This window comes from Salmonella sp. NW177 (genome assembly GCF_051811585.1).
Taxonomy (GTDB): Bacteria; Pseudomonadota; Gammaproteobacteria; order Enterobacterales; family Enterobacteriaceae; genus Salmonella; species Salmonella enterica.
In genome coordinates, this window is sequence record NZ_JAMMZV010000004.1 from 215,940 (window position 1) to 234,199 (window position 18,260).

Sequence of the window (18,260 nt, forward strand, 5' to 3'; positions counted from 1 at the left end):
TTAATCAAACAGGTAAATATGCGGCTAACGCAGATGTAAGAAAGTCTACAAGCACGGTTAAGTAGACCACAAGCAGAGGGGAAAGTGGCAACGGAGAGTGTGATCGGAGAAGATTTTTACAAAAAATCACTAAAAATGGAAAAGGGCCAGCGAACTGGCCCTCAGTGATTATTCGTATGTGACGCTAAAATTCACCGTCGCATTCGCTGGGCCAACGGTGGCATCCGGCTTAACAGGCACATAGCTGGCGATATAGTTCAGCTTGTTAGTACCATCAAACCAGACGGTGTGTTCTACGGGCGTAGAGTCGGTACTGGAGGGGTATTGTTGCTCCCCACCAGATGTTTTAATTTTTAACGCCACGCCCGTCGCGCCGCCGCTATCCAGGGCAAAAAGCGAGGGGTCAGTCGGGTCTGGAGAACCGTCCATCGTAACGCTGGCCTTTGTGGCATACGCGCAATCTTTTAAGCCGATGCTAAAGTTTTTCTGGTTCAGCTCTTTACCCACTTTTACCGGGCGCTGAAGCACCACAGTCTCCATATTGACGTCGATACTGTCGTTTTCCAGTTCACAGGTAGCCGCCTTAATAGTAATGGTAAAGTGGATATCACCAGCAGAACCGATATTCGACGGTGCCGCCATCGCGGAAGTGGTAAGCAGTAAACACGCTGGCATCAAAGCATGAAGGTTTTTCATCCTGCTTACTCCACATCAATACGCATGGTGGCAATTCCCTCGAAATCCCCGGCGGCCGGCAATTTGCCGGTGGTACTGATGGGGTAAGCCGAAATGGTCGTTGAGGCGGTACGATGCGTGTCGTCAACAAGACCCGATACGCTCAGCTCCTGATTAACACTGGCGTCATTTGGCACCAAAATTTTACCGTTAGCGCCCTCAATGATGGCACCGATATCCGGGTTGCCCATGTCGATGGCATTCGAATCATTAGCGTTTGGCATTCCCTCAATACGCAGGAAGATCTTTACGCCATCGGAAATATTGGTGCATTTAAACTGCAGCTCTTTGGTGAATTTCGTGGCGTTCTTTGCAACTTGTCCTTTGCGATCTTTAAAATCAGTGGCCTTAAATTCCCCAAACGGAATTTCCAGCGTGCTGCCGCTGGAGAGCTCACAGCCCTGTGGAACAATGATGCTCCCACTTAAATATACGGATGCCAACGGACTGGCATTATAAACGTCTACTTTGTGGGTTCCAAACAAGTCCAGTATCTTTGTACTCGGTATTTGCAGTTCACCGACAAATGGATGATTAATATAAAGAGATAATTTTCCTTTGCTTCCTGTTGTAAACCGTACATCACCCACAGTGCAGCCTGCTCTGGCGGCGGACAGATTATCTAAATTAGAAAATGGCGCTGTTTTATAATCCTGATAGTGTCCCTGAACCCAAACATCGACTGAAATCTGGATATTATTATTGATAATAAAATATTGGCGTTCGCCTTCGCTGTGGCCAGGAGCGAGGGGGGAAGTAGCTTTATAATATGTCGATGCCGTAGCAGTCCCCTCTGGACATTCACAAACAGCATCGTAATCCCCCCCTAAATCCCACGACCAAAAATCACGGAAAACCATACCTGAGGCATTCTTGGACGTATCGGTGATGGTTTTATTCAGCGTGGCCGAAAAAACATGAGTCCCGCCGTCAGGCGTACACGCCCCCCAATCCGCTGCCGCCAGCGCCTGGCCAGAAAACAGCACCGACCCGCCCAGCAGGCCCGCAAACATCATCAACTTTTTCAACATAATCGTTTCCTTCCCTGTTACCGGCAGACGGCATTCGCCATCACCACGCCGGTATTATCCTGTTGTTCCGGCAGCGTAAACGCCACGCGGCATTGCTGTGCCTGGTCTTTACCCCAGTTCACCTGAAGGGCACCTTTCTCCGGCATCCCGCTGATATAAAGCTGACCGTCTTCACCCACAATGCTGCTGGACTCTTTTGTGGTATCCAGCAGCGTGGCGGTAGCACCAAACGGCACCGCTTTGCCATTGGCCTGCGTCAGGTTCATCAGCACACGATAGCCCACTCGGGTATCGAAGCGGGCACGAACAATCGCGCCGCGCGTCGGCACTACGTTGACGGAGGCGGTATCCAGGTCAACCTGGTTGTTCAGGCTGTCGCTTCGCAGTGAGACTTCCGTTTCACGGTACGGAGTGAGATAAGGCACGACCGCATTACCCATCCAGTCCACTTCCACACCACCGTTGTTGATCACGTGCGCGCCGCGCGCGCCCGGCGCGGAGATAATGGCCATAGATTCACCCAGAGGTTGAGAAAGAGTGATGCCTTCGCTATGGGCTATCACACCGCCGCGCAAACCGTAGTTCACCTGCTGGCCGTCACGGTTGTAGTTGTAACCCAGGCTGGCGCTACCCACGCCGCCCTGGTAATCCAGGTTCACGCTGCCGCTGTTACCCACGCCGTTGCTGCCGTAGCCTTCCTGCACGCTATAGTTCAGGTTGTGGTCTTCCAGCGCGGTGCCGCTCACCCCTAACTGCTGGTTGGTTCGACCATGCTGATCGGTCGTGAGGTGGTAGTTACTCCACACGCGTCCCAGTGGAATCGACATGGAGAATGACAGTAAACGATCGCTCTCATCCCACTCCGGGCTTTTCGTCCAGGTGTAAGCAATGCTGTAGTTCACGCGGCCAATACGGCCGTTATAACCGGCATTCAGCGAACGCTGTTTACCTTCATCGTTCCAGTAGTCCTGCTGCGTGACGTTAAAATAGACCGAGCCCCAGGCGCCCAGTTGCTGCGTTACGTTGCCCTGAATCTGACTACGTTTGTGATACTGGCTATAAGAGCTGTCCGCATCGCTGCGCACATCCGTCGCTTCCTGGAAGGTGTAATAGCCGCTGGTCGAATACTTGTAACCCAGCAGACGGAAATCGGTACCGCTGTTAAAGCTCTTGGAGTAGAGGAAACGATAAGACTGACCTTCCGAATTCTCCTCATTTGCCAGCTTGCTTTTTGCCTGGGTTACATCGATGGAGATCGCGCCGATATAGCCGAAGTTTTTACCTAATCCTCCCGCCAGCGAGTAATAGTCGTCAGAGAAGATCGCACCACCGTAAACGGTAAAGCCATATGGCAGACCGTACATGGCATCAAGCTGCCCGAATTTCGGCTCGGCGCTGTTATAGTTCCCGGCACGGTATTCCCCAGCGGAAAGGCTGTACTTGAGATGGCCTTCACGCTGGAGGAGCGCCACCGAGGAGAACGGCTGAACGAACTTCTGCTCACTGCCGTCCGATTCTTTAATGGTGACCGTCAGGTCGCCGCTGTTTGAGGTTGGATACAGGTCGTTAATTTCAAACGCACCCGGCTGAACAAACGTACGGTAAATAACGTAGTTGTTCTGCTCAACGGTGACTTCGGCGTTACTTTTGGCAATACCCCGGATGACGGGCGCAAACCCGCGCTGGCTGTCAGGCAGCATCTCTTCGTCGGAAGTTAACTGCACCCCGCGCATCTGAACGCTGTCAAAAATATCACCGGCGGTGGAGGTATCCCCCAACGTCAGCTGTGATTTCAGCGGCACAATGGCACGGCTTAGGGATGTGCCAATGTTATCCCATGTGTTGTTACCGTCGTTTCGCGTCCAGGTACTATAATTACGTAACCGCCATGCCCCCAGGTTCATACCGCTGCGCAGGTTCAGATAGTAGCTGTCGCTGTTGTAGTTGGTATCACTGTCGTGCGCGTCATAGCTGGCGTTGCTGCCGGAGAAGTTATAATCCACCAGCAGGGCATTCACCCCTTCGTCCCACTGCGATTCTGGCACCGTACCGCGCGCTGTCTGTTTCATCGCAGCCTGCGGGAAGCTCATGATCAGGGTCTGGTCTGCAAAATCGAAATGGCTGGCGGCCTGGGGAATAATGTCGTCAAAAGCAACACAGGCTTCAGGCGGGGCCATTTTCAGCGCCGGGAAGCTATCAATACGCACGCCCATATCTTCAAGCTGCACGCGGCTTAAGCACGGCACCAGGGATTCACCCATTTTTGCGCGCTGCGCCTCTGTCGCTGCCTTAAACTCCAGGGTGCGAGACTCCATTTTTTTTTCGTTGACCACCACCGAGACGCGGTATTTACCTGGCAGGTGTTCAGCTTTATTGGATTCATACATTGAAAGGTCAACGTGCTGATCAATACCCGGCACATCCTCCAGAAAGCGCGGGTTAAATGTTCCCGCATACGCGGGGAGCGTACCCGCTATCATCAGCGCAAGCGCAGACTGCGTGAAACGCGAGGTCTTATTGCCCAGAGGAAGATGCGTCCATGTCATAGTAATAATCCTTTAAAACGTGTTAGTTAACGCGCTGTGTCAACATGTCGCCAGCCGTGCCAAAGTCATTAATAATGTTGTATTTAACTTCGCTTACCTTGCCGGTGCCGGCTGGCAGTTCAATATTCAATGAGCCTTTTGCCGGAACCATTCCCGTTTTTTCAATATCACGGCCGTTGGCATAAAATTTATTAAACGTCAGGTTAAAGGCAGATGGGTTTTCCACTTTGATCTGGTTAGCCCCTGCGCTGGTGAACTGCAGTTTGTTCCAGCCGTCCATGCTATTGCCTTTCAGGCCCGCCGGACGATAGAACAGTTTTAAGCGGGTACGTACGGCGATCTGCAGTACGTTTTTAGCTTCCGCGTCTTCACTTTTGGCAGGAATAGCTTTTACGTTAATCCAATAAACGGACTCGCGATCCTGCGGTAACGTGCTCGTCGTATTAACAATACGTAAAACGTTATTTTTAGTCGGGCTTAATTTAAATAACGGTGGAGTGATGATAAAGGGCGTCTTTTTATTACCGTTAGCATCATCAATCCATGACTGAATGAGAAATTCATCCGTGGTGCTTTTATTATTTACCGTAAGAGAAGCTTCCTTTCTACTACCGTCATAAATAACACGCGTGCTGCTTAATGCCACGCCACCGGCAAAACTGTTTTGAGCAATCAGCGCCAGCACCAGTGCTGTGCAAGATATCAAACGTGAGCGGTTCATGATTCTCTTCCTGAGCCTCCGCTGGAAAAAATGGCAACGGGATTTCCGTTGCCATTATGATTGACTGTATTAACGAAAATTCGATTATTCGTAGGACAGGTTGAAGTCCACTTCTGCGTTACCGTAACCAGTGGTTACAGCATCTTTTGTTGCAACGTAGTTAGCGGTGTAGTACAGCACGGTCTGACCAGCAGCCAGCGTAGTGGTGGATTTACCGGTGTTCATTTCAACAAGCTTGTTAGCGTTGTCGTAGATACCGATGCCCACGCCAGTTGCCGCACCTGCTTCAGTGTTAACAGAAACCAGTGTCGCGTCGTCTGCATCTCCAACGCCAGCGAAGCTCACGTTAACTTTGGTTTGAGAGGTGATGTCACAGTCTTCCAGTTTGATTTGGAAAGGCTTGGAAACAGATTTATCGCCAATGGCTTTGAAGATATTTTTCTTAACCTGACCCAGCACAACTTCCTGGTTCTGAGAGTCAGTAGAAACGACGCATGGCGCGTCAACGATTTCACCGGTGAATTTAATGGTGCCGTCACCAGATTCAGCAGCGAAAGCAGAAGTGGAAACTACAGCGAGAGCAGACAGAGCAAAAACAACTTTTTTCATTAAAAACTCCATTTATGACGGTAGATAACAGAACGCATCCTTAGGGTTATCTGCATTCTGTGAGGAAATGGAGTGTATAGAGATGGGTATTAGATACTATAATTAGTATATATAAAAATATTTTTTAGTTAAGCTTAAAAAAAATAGAAATCAATATGTTACAAATGTAACGTACATAAATGTAAATTTTTATTAAGAATAAATTAATATAAATAATATATTATTTCTTCTGATTCATAAATAAGTTAAATGCATTCCTTATTTATTAGACGTTTTTTTAACTCCAATTGATTAGGTATTTGTGCTAAATAAAAATAAAGAGCACCAAATGGGTGCGCTGTACGCCTGGTGTTGCATGTGTTACGCAGACGCTTCGCTAACCCTCTCCCGCTGCGGCTGGCGAATAGTGGTGGAAACTGCCAGCGAGATGATTAACAGCGCAAAGATAACGCAGAAGGTTAGCACCCTACTTCCGCCACAAGATCTGTTATCACAGCGTTTCGATGGTAGTTTTTAAGTTAAAACCTGGCGCTCACCCCCAGGGTATACAAATAATCGCTATCCGTAGCGCTATTTTCCGCCTGGGAAAACGCCGCATACGCCGCCATGTGCGGGTTAAGTAACACGTCCGCGCCTACGGTGACATCCAGCCAGTTTCCCGCCTGATTTCCTGCGGTCATACGACTCAACCCGGACTGCGCTTTCCAGATATTTTCCCCAAACTGTTGGTTATAGCTGATTTGCGCCCAGGGACGGACATCGCCGAACTGCGAGTTTACCCGCCAGCCTAACGTACTGACGCTGGCGTGCCATAACGGATCGGTAAGCGCTAATGTCGTCGCGCTATCGCCATATTCGTTATACATTGATGACGTCGAACCGTCGTAATGCAACGCCGCGACCGGCCCAGTGGTCACACGTCGGGAAAGCGGAAAATTCCAGCCCATACTGATACCGCTGGTCGCATCAAGCGGGGTTTCATCCGCCAGGCTAAGCACCGGCCCCACCGTATTTTGCGTAGACTGAATACGTTCGGCCAGTATGTCGTTGTAATTCGGTTGGTGATCGCTGTCCCAGGTATAGCGTTCCGTCGTATGCCCCGGAGCCGCTTCAGCGATATATTCTTGTTGCCAGGCATACGTGGTATTGATAAAAAACGAGCAGGCCATAAGGCCCGCCAGACAACGCAATGTCCGGCGACCACGGCGTTTTCTTACAATCATCAACGCGACTCCAGAGTAGAGCCGAATTCGGCGATATTATTGTCATTGAATGAAGGATGTCGGGCATCAGCCCTGTATTAACTATTGTCCTTTTAGCGAGCCCGTCAAGGCGGGTTGAAGGAAATTTTCGCGGTAACCACAATAACGAGGAAGTCTATGCAGCGTTGCGACTGGGTCAGCCAGGACCCCCTTTATATTGCCTATCATGATAACGAGTGGGGCGTACCGGAGACTGACAGCAGAAAGCTGTTTGAAATGATCTGTCTTGAAGGTCAACAGGCCGGTTTATCCTGGATCACCGTGCTTAAAAAGAGGGAGAACTACCGCGCCTGTTTTCATCAGTTTGACCCGGTACGCATCGCAGCTATGCAGGAGGAAGATGTTGAACGCCTGCTGCAGAACACGGGCATCATACGACATCGCGGTAAAATTCAGGCCATTATCAGTAACGCCCGCGCCTGGCTTGCGATGGAGCAAAACGGCGAGTCTTTCGCCGATTTTGTCTGGTCATTCGTTGATGGCCAGCCGCAGATCACCCAGGCGGCCAGCCTGGATGAGATTCCTACCTCAACACCTGCGTCCGATGCGCTTGCTAAGGCATTGAAAAAACGCGGTTTCAAGTTTGTCGGTACGACTATCTGTTACTCCTTTATGCAGGCGTGCGGACTGGTCAACGACCATATTACCGGCTGTTTTTGCCATCCGGGAGAAAAACATGATTCGCAAATCCCAGAGTGAAGACATGGCGTCTATTCTGGCGCTGTGGATGAAAAGTACCATTTATGCCCATCCCTTTATCGAAGAACGTTACTGGCACGAGAGCGAAGCAATTGTACGCGACGTCTATTTACCCGCCGCGCAAACCTGGGTATGGGAGGAAAATGGACAACTGAAAGGCTTCGTCAGCGTACTGGAAGCCCGTTTTGTCGGGGCGCTGTTTGTCGCCCCCGACGCGTTAAGACACGGCATTGGCAAAGCGCTTCTGGAATATGTCCAGCAACGTTTTCCTCTGCTGAGCCTTGAGGTTTACCAGAAAAATCAATCCGCCGTAAACTTCTACCATGCGCTTGGTTTTCGTATTGAAGATAGCGCCTGGCAGGAGGATACCGCCCACCCCACCTGGATTATGAGTTGGCAGGCGGATCAAACGCCGTAAGCGGTAGCGCCGGGCCGGTATATTTCTCAAACCAGACCAGCGCGGTGTTGCCCGCACAACCGTTCCCCAGCCGGGAACTGGGAAGATCTTTTGTCAGGACGTTTACCGCGCCGTTTTTGCATATGCCGCCTGCGGTAGGTTCAGGGTCCGGCCATGCGCCTTCGTGAATACAGATAACGCCAGGCCGAATTCCGTCGGTAACGACCGCGCCCGCCAGAACCTGCCCGCGATGATTCCAGACGCGTACCGTATCGCCATCGACGATTCCGCGCGTTGTCGCATCCTGCGGATGAATCGTCACCGGTTCGCGTCCGGCTACCGCATACCGCTCCCGTAATGAACTGTAGTTGAGCTGGCTATGCAGACGATGCGCCGGATGCGCGGAAAGTAGCTGAACCTGCCCCGCATCGGCGTTCCCGTGCCACTCATCCGGCACCAGCCACATCGGATGACCGGGACAATCCGCGTAACCATAGCTGGCAATGCGCGCAGAATAGATTTCGATTTTGCCGCTGGCCGTTTTTAGCGGATGGTTATCAGGATCGCGGCGAAAATCCGCAAAGCGCACAAACTGCGCGTTGGCGGGATTCTCCGGCATTTCCAGTAAACGGTTAGCCTGCCAGAATGCGGCAAACGGCGGCAGCGTCACCCCCTGGCTGGCGCCACGCTGGGCGGCAATATTGTAGAAAGTCTCCAGCCACGCCAGCTCGCTTTTTCCTTCGGTGAACCGAGCGTAACCGCCGGCTTCCCACCGTTCGCTCAGTTCAGCAAAAACGTCAAAATCATTCCGCGCCTCCCACCGGGGCGACACGACCTGCTTCATCGGCGCCAAATGCTGATTGCTATAGTCGCCGGTCATGGTTAAATCGTTGCGCTCATAGCTGGTGGTCGCAGGCAGAACAATATCCGCGTGTTTCGCGGCGGCCGTCCAGAAACATTCCGAGATAACGACCAGTTCCGGTTTTTGCCACGCGCGAATCAGACGGTTGGTATCCTGATGATGGGTAAAGTTCGCGCCGCCCGCCCACCAGATAAAACGAATATCCGGGAAGCGGCGATCCATCCCATTGTGTTGGTAAAACCCACCGGGGTTTTCCAGCGCCTCGACAATACGCGCCACCGGTATTTTATCTACCGCATCGACCCCGCCAGGGATGCTTCCCTGCATCGAGGCTAACACGGCGGCGCGGCGCGTCGGGTTTCCGCCGTTAGCAAAATGATAAGAAAAACCAAACCCGCCGCCAGGCGTACCAATTTGCCCCAGCATTGCGGCCAGCGTAACGATCATCCAGTGCTTTTGCTCGCCGAACTGCTGACGCTGCATTCCCCAACCGGCCATCAACATGGTGGTGTTATGATGAAATATTTCCGCCAGTTCGCGGATTTTCACCGCAGAAACACCGCAAATTTCCGCCGCCCATTCCGCTGTTTTGGCCGTACCGTCGGTCGTGCCCAAAAGATAGTCGGCGAAGCGGTCATAACCCGTTGTGCAACGGGCAAGGAACGTTTCATCCTGCCAACCGTTTTCCACCAGCGTATGGGCGATCCCCAACATTAACGCCACATCGGTGCCCATATGCGGGGCGATCCACTCCATCTTATCGCCAAAAAAGTCGACGCTTTCCGATCGCATTGGATCGATGCAGATCAGGCGCTTGCCGCTTTGTCGCAACGCCGCAAAATAGTCGAGCCCCTGTTCATCCGAGGCGTTCCAGGCAATTTTCAGAGTATTCAGCGGGTTCGCGCTCCAGAGCACCACCACCTCGCTGTGTTCCAGCACCACCGGCCAGCTAGTCTGCTGCTGGTAAACCTCGTTGCCACCCACCACATAAGGCATGATAGCCTGCGCCGCGCCGGTGGAATAATCGCCAAGATGGCCGGTATACCCTCCCGCCAGCGCCATGTAACGCTGCAATAGCGTAGCCGCTTTATGCAATACGCCGTTCGAACGCCAACCGTAGGAGCCGGCGAAGATGGACGATGGCCCATAACTTTCGCGAATACGTTTGTGCTGAGCGTGGATCAGATCCAGCGCGTCATCCCAACTTACGCGAACAAACTCATCCTGCCCGCGTATGCCTTGCGGCTTATCGGGGGAAGCCAGGAACCCTTTACGCACCATCGGGAAGCGAACCCGCGTTTTACTGTGCACCTGGTCATGCACAACGGTTTGCAGGGAATTTTGGTGTGCCGTCGGGAGTTCGCCATACGAGGCAAAAATGCGTTCTCCGTCGGTTTCAACGCGGACTGGCCCCCAGTGTGCGGCGGTCAATACCGAATGACGCGATGGTGCGTGGGTCAAGGTTCGCTCCTGAATTATTGGGATTATTTATTTTGCCGATCAATGTTACTTACAAATTTCAGAGTTTTCCCTGGAATTTTCTTCATGTGCAGACGTCATAATCAACCGCCACGGTCGCTGTGGTAAAAATAAAAAAGTGATAAGGATTTAAGATGAAAAAACGTGTATTTGTGATTGCTGCCATCGTGAGCGGCGCCCTGGCAGTATCTGGCTGCACAACAAACCCTTACACCGGCGAACGCGAAGCAGGTAAATCCGGCATTGGTGCGGGTATTGGATCGCTGGTCGGCGCAGGCATCGGCGCACTCTCCTCCTCCAAAAAAGATCGCGGTAAAGGCGCGCTGATTGGCGCGGCGGCTGGCGCGGCGCTGGGCGGCGGCGTGGGTTACTACATGGACGTACAGGAAGCGAAACTGCGTGACAAAATGCGGGGCACAGGCGTTAGCGTGACGCGAAGCGGCGATAATATCATTCTGAATATGCCGAATAATGTCACCTTCGACAGCAGCAGCGCGACGCTGAAACCGGCAGGCGCTAACACGCTGACCGGCGTGGCGATGGTGCTGAAAGAGTATCCCAAGACCGCCGTCAATGTGGTGGGCTACACCGACAGTACCGGTAGCCACGATCTGAATATGCGTCTGTCGCAGCAGCGTGCTGACTCCGTCGCCAGTTCGCTGATCACCCAGGGCGTCGACGCCAGCCGTATCCGTACCAGCGGAATGGGTCCGGCGAACCCGATCGCCAGCAACAGTACGGCAGAAGGTAAGGCGCAAAACCGCCGCGTCGAAATTACCTTGAGTCCATTGCAGTAAACTACCGTACCGGGTAAAGCGGTATGCTTTACCCGGCCTGCACTATTCCCTCTCCAGACCGGATACACGTCGCATTACTCGGTATTCATTCATTATTTACCACGACACGGCTGCCGACAGCGGGGAAATTGGCTGGTCGATGATGGCTAAACGGGTTAATAATAAGCCTGTTCCGGTTGGCGCATGCCGCGCTTACCTTTTGATTTACGGAGAGTCGCATGAAGCCGTCCATCATTCTCTACAAAACCCTGCCTGATGATTTGCTGCATCGCCTGGAGGCGCATTTTACCGTCACCCAGGTACCGAACCTGCATCCGGAAACGGTAGCGCGACACGCGCAGGCATTTGCCAGCGCGCAAGGCCTTCTGGGCGCCAGCGAAACCGTTAACCGCGCGCTGCTGGAAAAAATGCCGGCGCTACGCGCGGCGTCGACCATCTCGGTGGGATACGATAATGTCGAAGTGGACGCCCTTACTGCCCGCAAAATAGTCCTGATGCACACGCCTGCCGTTTTGACGGAAACCGTTGCCGATACAGTGATGGCGTTGATGCTGACCACTGCCCGCCGCGTGGTGGACGTCGCAGAACGGGTTAAAGCGGGTGAATGGACGGAAAGCATTGGCCCGGCGTGGTTTGGCGTCGATGTGCATCACAAAACACTCGGTATCGTTGGGATGGGGCGTATCGGGATGGCGCTGGCGCAGCGAGCGCACTTTGGGTTTACCATGCCGGTTCTCTATCACGCTCGTCGGCGGCATCAGGAGGCGGAAGACCGGTTTAACGCCCGCTACTGCGATCTGGATACGCTGTTGCAGGAGGCTGATTTTGTCTGCGTGATCCTGCCGCTAACGGCAGAAACGCGACATCTGTTTGGCGCAACACAGTTTGCCAGAATGAAATCGTCCGCCATTTTTATTAATGCCGGACGCGGTCCGGTGGTCGATGAAAACGCGCTGATTGCCGCGCTGCAAAACGGTGAAATATATGCGGCAGGTCTGGATGTCTTTGAGCATGAACCGCTATCCGTGGATTCGCCCCTGCTGAACATGCCTAATGTCGTCGCGGTGCCGCATATTGGCTCGGCAACGCATGAGACGCGCTACAACATGATGGCCTGTGCGGTGGATAATTTGATTGATGCGCTGCAGGGAAAAATAGAGAAGAACTGCGTCAACCCGCAGGCGGCGGGATAACGCTACAGGCCCGATAAGCGCTGGCTTGCGCTTATCGGGCAGACTGTCATTACTGGGTCGCGTTTACCGCCGCCGTCCAGGCCTGATTAAACGCCTGATGCTGCGAGGCCAACGGCCCAATCAGCGCATTATATTGGCTGGCCTGCTGTGAGGTCGGGAACTGAATGCCGTTCGCGACAAAGCTCACCTGCTCGCCCTGTTGCGCAATATAATCGCCCACTTGTACCAACTGCTGCGTAAAGATCTGCGCCGCCGGGATCAGCGGCTGCAAAGCATCTGCCGGCACGGTGACCACTTTTTTGTAGACCTGATCAAACACAGGTTTCAGGTCATCGGCCTGCTTTAACGCGCCATGCGCGGCATCAGCCTGCAGTTTTGCATTCTGCAACTGTTGCGCCAGCACGCCTAACGAACCATTTGCCTGCCGCAGCGGCTCGCGTTGCGTCATATAATCCTGCGGAACGCGGATGGCGTTAACGCTATCGACCACCGGGCGCAGACCGGAATCCATCGCCTGGTTTACCTGCTGCGAGTAGCCATACAGTATCGCGTAATCAGACACGAACGGACCAAACTGTTTTTTCTGATCGGCCGTCAGCGTTGGTAAACGCTCTCCGCTACGCATTGCTGTATTCTGCAGGAAATCGACAAACGCTTTGCGCTGATCGCCTTCTTTATCAAAACACCCGCTCAGGCTAAACACCATTAATAACGCCACAACAGGCGCAAACCAGCGAGAGCAGGACTTACCTGTCGCCATTGTTAATACTCCTTTCACCCAAAAATGCGCACAACGACACCTGCGTGCCTGACGGCTTACAAGGATAGTCCAGGTCAGGCTTGCAGGATACCCTTTCCACGCGATCTTGTAGCGGAAAATTATGTTTATCTGCATCAATGCTTAATTTGTTATTTTATTGTTAATTTTTGACCTGACACTGCGATAAAAAACGCGGCAAGAAAGCTTTCCAGCGGGGGATGTAATATTTTTTTAATCTTTACAATTATTTTCTGAAAGACGGATATACCTTCCTGGATCAAATTGTTAGCGTCCTAAAAGTCGCGTAGCGTAAGGCATCGAAACGAATCGATAGCGCTTCCTGGCGGCGCGTCGCCCCCCACCCGCAAGTTTCCCGACTATTCTTAAGAGGCTTCGATGCACTTCACGATCCCGCTGTGTGATTTACAGGAGTTCTCAATGGAATATAAAGATCCGATGTTTGAGCTGCTGAGCAGCCTGGAACAAATTGTTTTTAAAGATGAAACGCGAAAGATCACCCTGACGCAAAAACCCAATCCTTTTACCGAATTTGAACAGTTACGGAGAGGGACGGGACTAAAAACAGATGAATTCGCCAGAGCGCTGGGCGTAACGGTTGCCATGGTTCAGGAATGGGAATCGAAACGCGAAAAACCCACGCCAGCAGAGCTTAAATTGATGCGCCTGATACAGGCGAACCCACGCTTAAGTAAGCAATTGATGGAGTAATTTTTACCCCTTTCTGTTTTAACGGTCCTGCGCAAGGACCGTTTTCCCCGCCCGATTACTGGCCTGGAGAAATAAAGTAAAATAAAAGTTGCATCGCCCGGCATTACATGAGTTAATGTGCTCAACGGTTTGACGTACAGACCATTAAAGCAGTTTAGTAAGGCAAGTCCCTTCAAGAGTTATCCATTAGATACCCCTCGTAGTGCGCATTTCCTTAACGCTTAAAAAATCTGTAAAGCACGCCATAACGCCGAAAGGCACACTTATTTTTTAAAAGGTAATACACTATGTCCGGTAAAATGACTGGTATCGTAAAATGGTTCAACGCTGATAAAGGCTTCGGCTTTATTACTCCTGATGACGGTTCTAAAGACGTGTTCGTACACTTCTCCGCTATTCAGAACGATGGTTACAAATCTCTGGACGAAGGTCAGAAAGTTTCCTTCACCATCGAAAGCGGCGCTAAAGGCCCGGCAGCTGGTAACGTAACCAGCCTGTAAGCTTAAAAAGCTCAGAATTTTGAATCCCTGCCTGATGGCGGGGATTTTTTTTATTCCAATTCCCCCTCTCCCCCAGCATAACTTTGCATTACTTTACCCTGTGTTCCTTTGACCTTTCCCTTAGGGGAACCCCTATAGTAGGCAGGGAGATTGTTCACAAGGAATTGAAGTTATGTCGAAATCATCATGGTTATTACTTTTGGGTTTATGCGCCAGCGGCTCCGCGCTTGCGGCATCCGCAGAATCCGCTTTTCTGGCGCAACATGGGCTGGCGGGAAAAACGGTTGAGCAGATCGTGGATACGATTGATCAGACGCCGCAGAGCCGTCCTTTGCCTTACTCCGCGTCGATTACCAGTACCGAACTCAAATTATCTGACGGAGAGCAGATTTATACGCTGCCGTTAGGCGACAAATTCTATCTCTCTTTTGCGCCCTATGAATGGCGGACACACCCCTGTTTTAACCACAGCCTTTCCGGCTGTCAGGGAGAAATGCCGAATAAACCGTTCACTGTAAAAGTGACAGACAGTAAAGGCGCTGTCATCGTACAAAAAGAGATGCAAAGCTATCGAAACGGATTTATCGGTGTTTGGCTACCGCGCAATATGGAAGGGACGCTCGAAGTAAGCTACAACGGTAAAACGGCGTCACATGCCATTGCCACCAGAGATGACAGCCAGACCTGTCTGACGGAATTACCATTACGTTAAAAAAATGCCCGATAACATAATGGGTTATCGGGCCTATAAAACGCCAACAAGATAAAATTAACAGAGTGCCTTGAGAATGCATAACGCCACAAGAATGGCAGAGGTGGGCTCACTTTGTACTGACCCCAAAACCTGGACAGATTAACCGAGGCATCAGCGAAAGAGTCCATTTAATACATGGGCTCTTTTTTGTTTCTGGCTATAACTAAATAACATTGTCCGCAATCGAATTATCCATTCCGTTGCTTTCTTGCATCACGCGGATTCCTGTCTCGTCAATATTTTGTTCGTCGTATTCTTCCTGAATTTAACCTTAGACGTTCTATCAAATTATCGCTTATAGCGATTTGAACATAACAGTCTTTGCATTCTATTGAGGGAGCCTAAGGAACAATGTTCGCTGCTGAGTTTGTGATGATTTGAAACCATGGTGAATGTAGAAATTTTTGGCTTCTTCGGTAAGTGCATGAACCATGATTGCACGTACACCAATATTCTCGGCAACCCGATAGCAACGAAGCACTGCATCATGAAGTAAATCAGCCCCAAGCCCTTTTCCATGGAATGAGAGATCGACAGCAAGACGGGCAAGTATAATGACAGGGATGGGATCTGGTATGTTACGCCGAAGGTTGCCTGTCGCTTCTGTATGGTTGACGCTACCGGTGGCCAGAGAGTAAAAACCGGCTACTTGCTTCGTGTCTTTCTTGCACACCACAAATGTTCTGGCCGCTCCGAGAGCCTGGTTTTTGAGGCCCTTTTGCTTCAACCAGTCATCAAGCACAGCTTCACCGCTGACGAACTCAGCTACCTGATGAAAAGCGGACAAAGGTTCTGGTGCTGTTACACGTCCCACTGAGGTTTCCTTGCCAGCAGTTTTTCGATAACGGGATCATCTGCGACCGGTGCATCAAGCAGATTAATGAACTCCTCATATTGCTCATCGTTAAAGTTAAATACACGGCGGTCAAGGATCACATTCTCGGCAGCCCGGCAGGCCGTTTCCAGAATGAAATCTGTACGTGACTTGTGAAGGATTTCCGCAGCTGCATCAATGAGCGCCCGCTGCGATTCCTTAGCTCTAAGGTTAAGTTGAACATCTGATTTCATGAGACACCCTTTGTATAGCATTTGCTTTACAAGAATAGCACAACCACCATGTATAGCAAACGGTATACATCAAGTCGTCGTTTTTCATTTTTTGAATACTGATGTCCGCTTTGTGCCAGAAGCGGACGTTTGTGACCAGTTAATCATGCCAGCAAGATCTTAACGAAGGCATCCCAGCGGCCTTCGATATTGTCTTTGTTGATAGGGAGCAGCGTTTTGCGCATCGTTATCCCATCAATGGCCGCGAGATCTGCGTCTTTTTTTACCAGGTCTGGCGCGAACCAGAGTTTAAGCGTGTGTGGATCGATGGCGCATAGTCCCGCGTCAAAGAGCTTGTGGATATCAGCGCGCAGCAGCAGACCGTTTTTAAAGCTCGCGCCACCTTTGCGAGCGTGGGCTTTAAGGTGCGCGGCTTCACAGCGTACCGCAATGGCATTCGTGTAGACGCAACGGCCACCGCAGTTAAGCATCACATCTTCACGGAATTTCCCCTGATCACGACGGCGACGGCCATAGAACGGTACATCTTCTTTGTGTTCGCGTTCTTCAGCCAGCGACCGTTCGGCTTGCGGTTCTTCAGCCTGGGGTTCTTCGACCACCACGGGTTCAGGTTCGACCGCTTTCGGTTCTTCCCAAGTTCCCAAGAACATGGCAACGCGCTGGGGCATTTTGACACGATTCAAAATCCCAAGGTGCGCTTTTTCCCAGGCCAGGAATTCTTCCAAGCGACTCGCTGGGCAACCATGTTTAAGCGCCGGATGGGGGGATTCCTTTTTGACTGGAGCGGGCGCGGGAGCAGATACAGTCGTGCTGCTACTGCCTGTGCTGTAGCTGCTACGGCCACCCACATGGCGTTTAACCGAATTTCCTTCAACCAGGATTTGCTTGCCCTCGTCGATCTGACGCTGGAAGAACGCCTCAATTTGGGTGTAGTTCAGCTTGAAGTGGCGCATAACTGCGCCACGGAAAGCCAAACGAACTTCTTCGTTACGATTTGGCGGGCAGGCACGGTCAACGCGCTGGGAAGCATAGGTATCATTCCCCCAGGCTTGCGTACCGTAACGGCTAAATATGACCGTCCAGTTTTTCCCCGATTGGCTGCGATAAACCTTACCATCGCAGACGAACACGAACGGAGACGAAATAATAAACCCGTGAACTTCCATAGTCATTTTAATCCACCTCAACCAGCTTTTTTTCCAGTCCACCCCTTCGAGATCGACCTTGCCAACTTATTCCTGCCAACAATTGCCGTAAGGATAAATGTAGTGACCTGTATTTGAAATCGGTTCGACCTGCATTTACGATTAGCTGATCGCCCACCCGCAATATCTGCAACTGAAAATCGTGGCTGTTGGGTTCCACAAAACGTTCGATTTCTGGATACTTTGCCAGTCGGCGAGCGGGGCTGATGGGCGCTGGTGCTCTGAGTGCAGTTAGTCATTACAGGAATCAAAGACCAGAAACAACGATGACCGCTGAGTTAATGGAACAACCGCTGGTCACAAATAAAGTGGGTTCGTCAAAATGAAATGCAGGTCGAAGTGTTCGAATGTAGGTTCATTTGTAGTTAATCCGGGTTTGGTCACCCGGATAGATGCAGGTATTGTGGGCAAAAATGACGCGATAAATGCGGGCCTGAGCATTTATAAATGCAGGTCACTACAGTTACTCGCTCAAAGCAGCTTGTAAAATTCTGGCTCCCTAAAAAACAGGCTTGACGCGGGATAACTTTCGTTTTCCAAGCGGCCCCTTATAGGCCGCAGAAAAATCTGGGGTGCCGGCGTAGAACCCCTATTGCGTGATAGCATGTACCTAGAGTTATACGTCAGCGAGACATCTCCTTTACGGCAAGTTGCAGAGATCTTCTTTTCTGATATTACTCACGAATTATTTTTGACCTGTTACGAAGAGAACATTCCTCTGGAAGTAATTGAAAAATTGATTTCGAAGGCAAGAACATCTCTTCCACCAGTGGCGTCAGAACAATAAACAGCCACATAGTGCTGTGCTGCTTGCATATCAACTTTTACTCCTCGCTCATATAAGACCTTCGTCCTGCCCGTCAAGTGCCGTGAGTAGATTGTGCGAGCGTATGGATACACTAGATACCTAAAG

At 51.2% G+C, this 18,260-nt stretch carries 18 protein-coding genes; 7 read left to right on the forward strand and 11 right to left on the reverse strand.

Annotated elements, in window-relative coordinates:
• Positions 1-168: 168 nt before the first annotated feature.
• The 6 genes from lpfE to NA986_RS13825 form a co-directional block, all read right to left on the reverse strand.
• Positions 169-696, reverse strand: a complete 528-nt coding sequence (lpfE, locus tag NA986_RS13800) for a long polar fimbrial protein LpfE (RefSeq protein WP_000792959.1) — start codon at positions 694-696, stop codon at positions 169-171.
• Positions 697-701: 5 nt separating this feature from the next.
• Positions 702-1,766 carry a long polar fimbrial protein LpfD gene (lpfD, locus tag NA986_RS13805; RefSeq protein ID WP_000914405.1) on the reverse strand — a complete coding sequence of 355 codons (1,065 nt, stop codon included), beginning with the start codon at positions 1,764-1,766 and terminating at the stop codon, positions 702-704.
• A 17-nt stretch (positions 1,767-1,783) separates the two neighbouring features.
• Positions 1,784-4,312, reverse strand: a complete 2,529-nt coding sequence (lpfC, locus tag NA986_RS13810; RefSeq protein WP_023216230.1) for an outer membrane usher protein LpfC — start codon at positions 4,310-4,312, stop codon at positions 1,784-1,786.
• 22 nt (positions 4,313-4,334) lie between these two features.
• On the reverse strand, positions 4,335-5,033 hold the full coding sequence (gene lpfB, locus NA986_RS13815) for a long polar fimbrial chaperone LpfB (RefSeq protein ID WP_001082125.1): 699 nt from the start codon (positions 5,031-5,033) through the stop codon (positions 4,335-4,337).
• An 84-nt stretch (positions 5,034-5,117) separates the two neighbouring features.
• Positions 5,118-5,642 (reverse strand): long polar fimbria major subunit LpfA, encoded by a 525-nt coding sequence (lpfA, locus tag NA986_RS13820; protein WP_001747709.1) that lies wholly within the window; start codon positions 5,640-5,642, stop codon positions 5,118-5,120.
• Between the two features lie 518 nt (positions 5,643-6,160).
• Positions 6,161-6,865, reverse strand: coding sequence for an autotransporter outer membrane beta-barrel domain-containing protein (locus tag NA986_RS13825; RefSeq protein WP_000637073.1), 705 nt, complete (start codon positions 6,863-6,865; stop codon positions 6,161-6,163).
• A 156-nt stretch (positions 6,866-7,021) separates the two neighbouring features.
• On the opposite strand from NA986_RS13825, the gene tag reads away from it, so the two are divergent.
• Positions 7,022-7,603, forward strand: coding sequence for a DNA-3-methyladenine glycosylase I (gene tag / locus NA986_RS13830; RefSeq protein ID WP_001188416.1), 582 nt, complete (start codon positions 7,022-7,024; stop codon positions 7,601-7,603).
• Positions 7,581-8,021, forward strand: a complete 441-nt coding sequence (locus NA986_RS13835) for an N-acetyltransferase (protein ID WP_000619902.1) — start codon at positions 7,581-7,583, stop codon at positions 8,019-8,021. Before tag ends, NA986_RS13835 begins: the two co-directional genes overlap by 23 nt.
• On the opposite strand, the gene NA986_RS13840 is transcribed toward NA986_RS13835, so the two are convergent.
• On the reverse strand, positions 7,990-10,323 hold the full coding sequence (locus tag NA986_RS13840; protein WP_000148463.1) for a molybdopterin guanine dinucleotide-containing S/N-oxide reductase: 2,334 nt from the start codon (positions 10,321-10,323) through the stop codon (positions 7,990-7,992). The genes NA986_RS13835 and NA986_RS13840 overlap by 32 nt on opposite strands.
• 152 nt (positions 10,324-10,475) lie before the next feature.
• Between NA986_RS13840 and NA986_RS13845 the strand changes: the two genes are divergently transcribed.
• The gene (locus NA986_RS13845; protein WP_000747548.1) at positions 10,476-11,138 is read left to right on the forward strand and encodes an OmpA family lipoprotein; all 663 of its coding nucleotides are present in this window, start codon (positions 10,476-10,478) and stop codon (positions 11,136-11,138) included.
• A gap of 218 nt (positions 11,139-11,356) precedes the next feature.
• Positions 11,357-12,331: a glyoxylate/hydroxypyruvate reductase GhrB gene (gene ghrB / locus NA986_RS13850; protein ID WP_023216229.1), complete on the forward strand. Its 975-nt coding sequence runs from the start codon at positions 11,357-11,359 to the stop codon at positions 12,329-12,331.
• Between the two features lie 49 nt (positions 12,332-12,380).
• Here ghrB and NA986_RS13855 read toward each other — a convergent pair whose 3' ends face one another.
• Positions 12,381-13,091, reverse strand: coding sequence for a DUF3053 domain-containing protein (locus tag NA986_RS13855; RefSeq protein ID WP_000190524.1), 711 nt, complete (start codon positions 13,089-13,091; stop codon positions 12,381-12,383).
• Between the two features lie 438 nt (positions 13,092-13,529).
• Here NA986_RS13855 and NA986_RS13860 point away from each other — a divergent pair, with 438 nt between their 5' ends.
• The 3 genes from NA986_RS13860 (at position 13,530) to cueP (ending at position 15,032) form a co-directional block, all read left to right on the forward strand.
• On the forward strand, positions 13,530-13,820 hold the full coding sequence (locus NA986_RS13860) for an HTH-type transcriptional regulator (protein WP_000455790.1): 291 nt from the start codon (positions 13,530-13,532) through the stop codon (positions 13,818-13,820).
• A 287-nt stretch (positions 13,821-14,107) separates the two neighbouring features.
• Positions 14,108-14,320, forward strand: a complete 213-nt coding sequence (cspE, locus tag NA986_RS13865; RefSeq protein ID WP_000014594.1) for a transcription antiterminator/RNA stability regulator CspE — start codon at positions 14,108-14,110, stop codon at positions 14,318-14,320.
• A gap of 172 nt (positions 14,321-14,492) precedes the next feature.
• On the forward strand, positions 14,493-15,032 hold the full coding sequence (gene cueP, locus NA986_RS13870; protein ID WP_000047140.1) for a copper-binding periplasmic metallochaperone CueP: 540 nt from the start codon (positions 14,493-14,495) through the stop codon (positions 15,030-15,032).
• A gap of 370 nt (positions 15,033-15,402) precedes the next feature.
• Here cueP and NA986_RS13875 read toward each other — a convergent pair whose 3' ends face one another.
• The 3 genes from NA986_RS13875 to NA986_RS13885 all read right to left on the reverse strand — a co-directional run bounded on the left by NA986_RS13875 (position 15,403) and on the right by NA986_RS13885 (position 17,314).
• On the reverse strand, positions 15,403-15,888 hold the full coding sequence (locus NA986_RS13875; RefSeq protein WP_023216228.1) for a GNAT family N-acetyltransferase: 486 nt from the start codon (positions 15,886-15,888) through the stop codon (positions 15,403-15,405).
• Positions 15,876-16,163, reverse strand: a complete 288-nt coding sequence (locus tag NA986_RS13880) for a DUF1778 domain-containing protein (RefSeq protein ID WP_000965889.1) — start codon at positions 16,161-16,163, stop codon at positions 15,876-15,878. Before NA986_RS13880 ends, NA986_RS13875 begins: the two co-directional genes overlap by 13 nt.
• 122 nt (positions 16,164-16,285) lie before the next feature.
• Entirely contained in the window at positions 16,286-17,314 is a 1,029-nt protein-coding gene (locus NA986_RS13885; RefSeq protein WP_023196719.1) for an HNH endonuclease signature motif containing protein, read from the reverse strand.
• Between the last annotated feature and the right edge of the window lie 946 nt (positions 17,315-18,260).

Coding starts and splice junctions, on each gene's coding strand:
- lpfE (WP_000792959.1), bottom strand. CDS start 696: ATGAAAAACCTTCATGCTTTGATGCCAGCGTGTTTACTGCTTACCACT.
- lpfD (WP_000914405.1), bottom strand. CDS start 1,766: ATGTTGAAAAAGTTGATGATGTTTGCGGGCCTGCTGGGCGGGTCGGTG.
- lpfC (WP_023216230.1), bottom strand. CDS start 4,312: ATGACATGGACGCATCTTCCTCTGGGCAATAAGACCTCGCGTTTCACG.
- lpfB (WP_001082125.1), bottom strand. CDS start 5,033: ATGAACCGCTCACGTTTGATATCTTGCACAGCACTGGTGCTGGCGCTG.
- lpfA (WP_001747709.1), bottom strand. CDS start 5,642: ATGAAAAAAGTTGTTTTTGCTCTGTCTGCTCTCGCTGTAGTTTCCACT.
- NA986_RS13825 (WP_000637073.1), bottom strand. CDS start 6,865: ATGATTGTAAGAAAACGCCGTGGTCGCCGGACATTGCGTTGTCTGGCG.
- tag (WP_001188416.1), top strand. CDS start 7,022: ATGCAGCGTTGCGACTGGGTCAGCCAGGACCCCCTTTATATTGCCTAT.
- NA986_RS13835 (WP_000619902.1), top strand. CDS start 7,581: ATGATTCGCAAATCCCAGAGTGAAGACATGGCGTCTATTCTGGCGCTG.
- NA986_RS13845 (WP_000747548.1), top strand. CDS start 10,476: ATGAAAAAACGTGTATTTGTGATTGCTGCCATCGTGAGCGGCGCCCTG.
- ghrB (WP_023216229.1), top strand. CDS start 11,357: ATGAAGCCGTCCATCATTCTCTACAAAACCCTGCCTGATGATTTGCTG.
- NA986_RS13855 (WP_000190524.1), bottom strand. CDS start 13,091: ATGGCGACAGGTAAGTCCTGCTCTCGCTGGTTTGCGCCTGTTGTGGCG.
- NA986_RS13860 (WP_000455790.1), top strand. CDS start 13,530: ATGGAATATAAAGATCCGATGTTTGAGCTGCTGAGCAGCCTGGAACAA.
- cspE (WP_000014594.1), top strand. CDS start 14,108: ATGTCCGGTAAAATGACTGGTATCGTAAAATGGTTCAACGCTGATAAA.
- cueP (WP_000047140.1), top strand. CDS start 14,493: ATGTCGAAATCATCATGGTTATTACTTTTGGGTTTATGCGCCAGCGGC.
- NA986_RS13880 (WP_000965889.1), bottom strand. CDS start 16,163: ATGCTATACAAAGGGTGTCTCATGAAATCAGATGTTCAACTTAACCTT.
- NA986_RS13885 (WP_023196719.1), bottom strand. CDS start 17,314: ATGACTATGGAAGTTCACGGGTTTATTATTTCGTCTCCGTTCGTGTTC.